Annotated in this window: 4 protein-coding genes; 3 read left to right on the top strand and 1 reads right to left on the bottom strand. The window is 65.1% G+C overall.

The window, feature by feature from the left end:
• Window positions 1–298: 298 nt before the first annotated feature.
• Window positions 299–1,795, bottom strand: a complete 1,497-nt coding sequence (locus tag ACIQT2_RS23895) for an AlkA N-terminal domain-containing protein (protein ID WP_402951747.1) — start codon at window positions 1,793–1,795, stop codon at window positions 299–301.
• Between the two features lie 82 nt (window positions 1,796–1,877).
• Here ACIQT2_RS23895 and ACIQT2_RS23890 point away from each other — a divergent pair, with 82 nt between their 5' ends.
• The 3 genes from ACIQT2_RS23890 (at window position 1,878) to tyrS (ending at window position 6,226) form a co-directional block, all read left to right on the top strand.
• Window positions 1,878–2,528: a DNA-3-methyladenine glycosylase gene (locus tag ACIQT2_RS23890; RefSeq protein ID WP_402951744.1), complete on the top strand. Its 651-nt coding sequence runs from the start codon at window positions 1,878–1,880 to the stop codon at window positions 2,526–2,528.
• A gap of 121 nt (window positions 2,529–2,649) precedes the next feature.
• Entirely contained in the window at window positions 2,650–4,878 is a 2,229-nt protein-coding gene (locus tag ACIQT2_RS23885; protein WP_402951741.1) for an AAA family ATPase, read from the top strand.
• A gap of 37 nt (window positions 4,879–4,915) precedes the next feature.
• Complete coding sequence (gene tyrS / locus ACIQT2_RS23880) at window positions 4,916–6,226, top strand: tyrosine--tRNA ligase (protein WP_400331615.1); 1,311 nt, start codon at window positions 4,916–4,918, stop codon at window positions 6,224–6,226.
• Window positions 6,227–6,473: the final 247 nt, after the last annotated feature.

The following is a 6,473-nucleotide window of genomic DNA, read 5'->3' as shown; positions in this document are numbered from 1 at the left end:
CGATCATCATCCCTGCCATCCCAGTCGTGGATTCAGACACGGCCGTCTCCTTCAGATCAGGCCAGACCCCACACACCGTTATTCAGACAGTCCCCTCATTGATTGCCGGTTTGGGCGAACCCTCTCTATCACTTGCTTCAGGGAAGTGATGAAGGATCGGCGGATGGGGGCGGTTTGGAGAGAAAGGGTCAGCCGAAAAGGGCGGTTTGGTGAGAGAGGGTCAGCCGAAAAGGGCGGTTTGGTGAGGGAGGGTCGGTGGAAACGGGCGGTTTGGTGAGAGAGCGTCGGGGGTGGGGGTTTAGCGTTTCGTAGCTGCGGCGCGCCACAGGTGCATGACCGCATAGGAGCGCCACGGACTGACTTCCCGGAAGTCCGGACTCAATTCCGAACCCGCCGCACGCGAACCGGGCGGCAGTACTTTCAGTCCGTTGCGCACAGCGGCGTCGTTGCCAAGGAAAACGTCAGGGGCTCCGAGCACGCGCATGGACACGTAACCAACGGTCCAAGGCCCGACGCCGGGGAGCGGCAACAGCTTCCGGGTCAAGGTCGCTTCGTCGTCGCCATAGCCGAAATCGAGGCTGCGGTCGGCCATGGCGGCCGCCGCGGACACCACTGAATCGATCCGCCGCTGCGGTCCGCGGAGGAGTTCCCTGCCGTGTTCGGCGAGTTGTGCCGCCGTCGGGAACAAGCGGTCCAGTCCCGGGCGGCCCGTATCGGCAGGGGTTCCGGCGGCCGATAGTTGGGTAAGCGCCGTTCGTGCCGCAGCCACGGTGATCTGCTGCCCGATCATGGCCCGGATCAGCAGCTCCTGGGGATCCACGGCCCCGGGAAGCCTGATCCCCGGGACGGCCCGGACGCCCGGTTCAAGCCGCGGGTCGCCTGCGAGGGCTTCATCGATGGCGACGGGATCGGCGTCGAGATCGAACAACCGGCGGACCCGGCTCAGCAGTACCGGGAGGTCGTGGAGGTCGGCAACCGTAGCCGCAAGTTGCAGCCGGGACCTGGTGCCGGCTGCCTCGGGATCGTAGGACACAGTAAACGTGGTTTCGCCGCGGGGGAGCCGGAGGGTCCTGGAATAGTGGCGGCGTCCGTCCGGCCCCACGCCGGCCGCCTCGATCCCGGGAACCGCGCGCACTGCGAGGAAGTCGAAGATCCCCGGGTCAAAGGGTTCCCGGTAAGGCAGGTTCAGGGTCAGTGTTGCCGGTGGCACGGTTTCGTCGCCGTGGCGGGGGACCAAGCGTGGCGCACTGGCGCGTAACGCCGTGGGAGTCATGGCGAAGACCTCGCCGATGGTGTCGTTGAATTGCCGCACGCTGTTGAAGCCTGCCGCAAACGCGACATCGGCGAACAGCATGTCGGTGGAGACCAAGAGCGTCCGGGCCGTTTGAGCGCGGCTGGCCCGAGCCAGCGACAGGGGACCCGCACCGAGTTCGTGGCTCAGGATCCGGTTCAACTGACGCGCAGAGTACCCCAGCCGGTGGGCCAGTCCGTCTACGCCTTCACGGGTGATGACGCCGTCGTTAATCAACCGCATGGCTCGGCCGGCTACATCGGAGCGGAGATTCCAGGCCGGCGTGCCGGGGACGGCCTCGGGCAGGCATCGCTTGCAGGCGCGGTAACCGGCTTCGTGTGCTGCCGCCGAGGTTTCGTAGAAGGTGACGTTCTCGGCTTTGGGCGTCCTGGCCGGACACGACGGCCGGCAGTAGATCCCCGTGGAACGGACCGCGGTGAAGAATTGTCCGTCAAAGCGGGGGTCGCGGGCGTCGATTGCCCTGTAGCGCTGCCAGAAGTCCATGGCTCCATCCTGTCAGTCGACAGACGCCGCTGCTAGCGGAAATCGGACATGGCCGCGGAGCCTGGTTGCTAAGGTCTGAGACATGGCAGCTACCGACGCACACGGCATCCGCGACGTCCTGTCAGGAGACCCGCGGACCCTCGCGCCGTTTGTCCTCGGAGCGGTGCTCACCCACTACTCGGAGTCCGGTCCCGTGTCTGTCCGGCTCACGGAGGTGGAGGCGTACATGGGTCCGCGCGGCTCGGCCCATCCGGACCCCGGCTCGCACACGTACGGAGGTCGGACGGCCCGGAACGCACCCATGTTCGGGCCGCCGGGATTCCTCTACGTCTATTTCACGTATGGCATGCACTACTGCGCCAACATAGTTTGCGGGCCGGAGGGGGCACCTTCGGCCCTGTTGCTCCGCGCCGGCGAAATCGTGGCAGGCGAAGAGTTGGCCGCGGTCCGCCGCCCTGCGTCGAAGGCGCACAAAGACCTGGCCAGCGGGCCGGCCCGGCTCGCGTCGGCGTTGGGACTCACGACGGCGGACTCAGGCCGTGACGCGCTCGCGGCACCTTTCAGCCTGTGGTTGCCGGAGTCACCGGCGGCTGCCGTCGCCAGCGGACCGAGGGTGGGCGTTGCCGGTCCGGGTGGGACCACGGAATACCCGTGGCGTTTCTGGATCGAGGACGATCCCACGGTGTCCCGCTACAAAGCCGCACGGCCGCGCCCCCGCCCCTCCACTGCCTGATCCAACGCCACGACGCCCCGTCGACGCGCCGGCTATCCACCAGATGGCCCGTACCCCACGCGTTTACCAAAATCGCTGTAGAATGGACGGTCTGTCTTTTGCGATAGGGGTTACGGTTTCGATGCACGACGCTGATTTGGTTCACGAGCAGGAATACGTTGCCGGGTTGTATGCCCGGCTCGATGAGCTGCGCGAAGAGAAGCGCACCCAACTGGCGCAGGTGCGCAAGGCCGGTGCCGTGGGAACCATGCAGAACGTTTCGGAACGTGACGCGTTCGCCGCGCTGTACGAGGACCGCCTTGCCCAACTCGACGCCGTCGACGATCGCTTGGTTTTCGGGCGCTTGGACCTGGATTCCGGCGAGGCCCAGTACATCGGCCGCATCGGGCTGTCCACGGCAGATCTGCAGCGGCTCATGGTGGATTGGCGTGCCCCCGAAGCCGGCCACTTCTACCAGGCCACGGCATTCGACCGCCAAGGTGTGCGCCGTCGTCGTCATCTGATCCTCCAAGGCCGCGACGTCAAGGCGATCGAAGATGACGTCCTGGACGCAGACATGCTGGCCGACGACGATTCGCTGCAGGGCGAGGGGGCCCTGCTCGCCGCCCTGAACTCCAAGCGCACCGGCCGCATGTCGGACATTGTCGGCACCATCCAGTCCGAGCAGGACAGGATCATCCGTTCGTCGATTTCCGGCGCATTGGTTGTCCAAGGTGGTCCCGGAACGGGTAAGACCGCTGTTGCCCTGCACCGTGCCGCCTATCTGCTCTACACCCACCGTGACCGCCTCAAGAGCGCGGGCGTGCTGCTCGTGGGACCGTCGTCGTCGTTCATGCATTACATCGAACGCGTCCTGCCCTCCCTCGGTGAGACCGGCGTGGTCATGGCGAGCCTCGGCCGGCTCATGCCGGGAATCCACGCAGTACCGGAAGAGAACGCGGACATTGCCGCCCTCAAGGGCAAGCTGGACATGGCAACCGTGGTGGCCAACGCGGTGGCCAACCGGCAGCGGACCCCCGGCAAGGACCGGATCCTTGAGGTCGATTCGCGCAAGCTGACCCTCACCGAGCGGCAGGTCCGGCGCGCCCGCGACAAGGCGCGCGCCACCGGCAAGCCTCACAACGAGGCCCGCCTGACGTTCATCAAGATCCTGCTCCGCGAACTCACCGAGCAACTGACGGACCAGGTTGAGGCCGCAAACATCGGCAACAACGCCGATCGCGCCTACCTCGCCGAGGACGTTCGGACCGCCCGCGACGTGCGCATCATGCTCAACCTGTGCTGGATGCCCATGACCCCGGAGAAACTCGTTTCCGAGCTCTTCAGCAAGCCGCAGATCCTGGAGGCCTGCACTCCGCATCTGACCCCGGAACAGCGCTTGCTGCTGCAGCGGCCGGCGGACGCCCCATGGACCGAAGCCGACGTTCCGCTCCTGGATGAGGCCGCCGAACTGCTGGGCGAGTTGGACCCGGCAGCCGGCAGGGGACTGGCGCAGCAGGAGGCGGACCGTGCCCGCGACCTAGCCAACGCCAAGCAGACACTGGCCAACATGGAAGCCATGGGAGTGGACGTCCTCATGACCGCCGAGGAACTGGCGGACCAGAACCAAGAGCGCGAAGGCCGTCTCACGGCAGCCGAGCGGGCTACCAGCGACCGTTCGTGGGCCTTTGGCCACATCGTGGTTGACGAGGCCCAGGAACTTTCACCCATGCAGTGGCGGCTGCTGGTGCGCCGCTGCCCGCTGAAGTCGTTCACGATCGTGGGCGATATCGCCCAGACGAGCGCCGCGGCCGGTGCCAATTCGTGGCAAAGCGCGCTGGCGCCGTTGTTTGGTGACCGTTGGACGCTCGAGGAACTTACGGTCAATTACCGCACGCCGTCCCAGATCGCAGAAGCCGCCGTGCGCATGGCCAACCGTGCAGGTCTGGTTGTCTCCGCACCCAAGGCCGTGCGGGAGGGCAAGTGGTCGCCGATCGTCGACCGCGTGGATGCGGATGCCATCGTGTCGCGCCTGGTGGATGTCCTCCCCGAGGAAATCGAAGCGATCGACGGCGGCCTGCTCGCGGTGATTGCCGATGGGCAGCTGCTTCCGCAAGCCACGACAGCCCTCCGGGAAGTCTACGGACGCCGTATCGGCACGGGTGCCGGCAGTTACGAGCAAGACATCGTGGTCATCAGTCCCAAGGAAGCCAAGGGCCTCGAATTTGACGGCGTCGTGGTGCTGGAACCTGCTGCCATGCTCAACCACGAACACGGGAAGGTGGGCGACCTCTACGTCGCCATGACCCGGCCCACCCAGCGCCTCCGTCTCATCACCGCCGCGCCCCTCCCGGCCGGCATCGAACGCTAGGAAAAACGGCGTGGGCAATCCTGCTAACTTAGAACTCGTGTCACACGTAAACAGCCTCGAGTCCCAACAGAACGATCCCGCCTTTGCCAATATCTGGCAGGAGCTTAAATGGCGCGGCCTGGTCCACGTTTCCACTGACGAAACGGAACTGGAAAAGCTGCTCGCGGGGGACCCGATCACCTATTACTGTGGCTTCGACCCCACGGCTCCGTCACTGCACCTTGGCAACCTCGTCCAACTCCTGGTGATGCGCCGCCTGCAGTTGGCTGGCCACAAGCCGCTGGGTCTCGTGGGCGGCTCCACCGGGCTGATCGGCGACCCGCGCCCGACGGCGGAACGCACCTTGAACACCAAGGACACCGTTGCCGAGTGGGTCGGGTACCTTCAAGGCCAGGTGCGTCGCTTCCTCAGCTTCGAGGGCGACAACCAGGCCCGGATGGTCAACAACCTTGACTGGACGGCGCCGTTGAGCGCCATCGACTTCCTGCGCGAGATCGGCAAGCACTTCCGCGTGGGCACCATGCTCCGCAAGGACGCCGTGGCCTCGCGCCTGAGCTCGGACGAAGGCATCAGCTACACGGAGTTCAGCTACCAGATCCTGCAGGGCATGGACTACCTGCAGCTTTTCCGTGACTACGGTTGCGCCTTGCAGACGGGTGGTTCGGACCAGTGGGGCAACCTCACCAGCGGTACTGAGCTCATCCGCAAGGTGGAAGGCAAGAGCGTCCATGCCTTGGGCACGCCGCTCATCACCAACTCCGACGGCACCAAGTTCGGCAAGTCCGAAGGCAACGCCATCTGGCTCGATGCCGCCATGTGCAGCCCTTACACGTTCTACCAGTTCTGGCTGAACACGGCTGACGCCGACGTGGTGGACCGCCTCAAGGTCTTCACGTTCCTCACGCGTGCCGAGATCGAGGAGCTGGGTCAGTCCGTGGAAGAACGACCGTTCGCACGCGAGGGCCAGAAGAAGCTTGCCTTTGAGGTCACGTCCTTGGTTCACGGTGTTGACGCGACGGAGAAGGTCATCGCGGCATCCGCAGCTGTTTTCGGCAACGGCGACTTGTCCGTACTCGACGAGCAAACCCTCGCCGCAGCAACCGCAGAACTCCCGTCCGCCAAGATCGGCAGCGACTCCCTGGGCATCATCGACCTGTTGGTTGCCTCCGGCCTCTCGGACAGCAAATCCGCTGCCCGCCGCACTGTCGGAGAAGGCGGCGCCTACGTCAACAACGCCAAGATCTCTGATCCTGATGCCGTTATTGGCCAGGACCAGTTGCTTCACGGCCGGTACCTCCTGCTGCGCCGCGGCAAGAAGAACCTGGCGACGGTAGAGGTTTCCGCCTAGCCGCTCACCGTTCCGCTTGTCCTGTTTGTCCTGCTTGTTGTAAAAGGCCGGCACCCTGTGTGGGTGCCGGCCTTTTGCGTACCTGCCGTTCCCCCTTTGGGATGCTCTCTCATTGAATCGCCTGTTTTGGGTGTCGCTTTCTCGCTGGCCTCTTGTTTCGGTGTCTATCTGGGGTTCGACGGCGGGTGTTGGGTTGGGTGCTGTGGTGGCTGGTTGGTGGTGGTTCAGTTGTGTGATGGGGTTCACG

It is taken from the genome of Paenarthrobacter sp. NPDC090522, from assembly GCF_044769225.1.
In the GTDB taxonomy this organism is placed as follows: domain Bacteria; phylum Actinomycetota; class Actinomycetes; order Actinomycetales; family Micrococcaceae; genus Arthrobacter.
The sequence above is the reverse complement of the archived record's forward strand: the minus strand, read 5'-3'. Positions and strand labels throughout refer to the sequence as shown.

Coding starts and splice junctions, on each gene's coding strand:
- ACIQT2_RS23895 (WP_402951747.1), bottom strand. CDS start 1,795: ATGGACTTCTGGCAGCGCTACAGGGCAATCGACGCCCGCGACCCCCGC.
- ACIQT2_RS23890 (WP_402951744.1), top strand. CDS start 1,878: ATGGCAGCTACCGACGCACACGGCATCCGCGACGTCCTGTCAGGAGAC.
- ACIQT2_RS23885 (WP_402951741.1), top strand. CDS start 2,650: ATGCACGACGCTGATTTGGTTCACGAGCAGGAATACGTTGCCGGGTTG.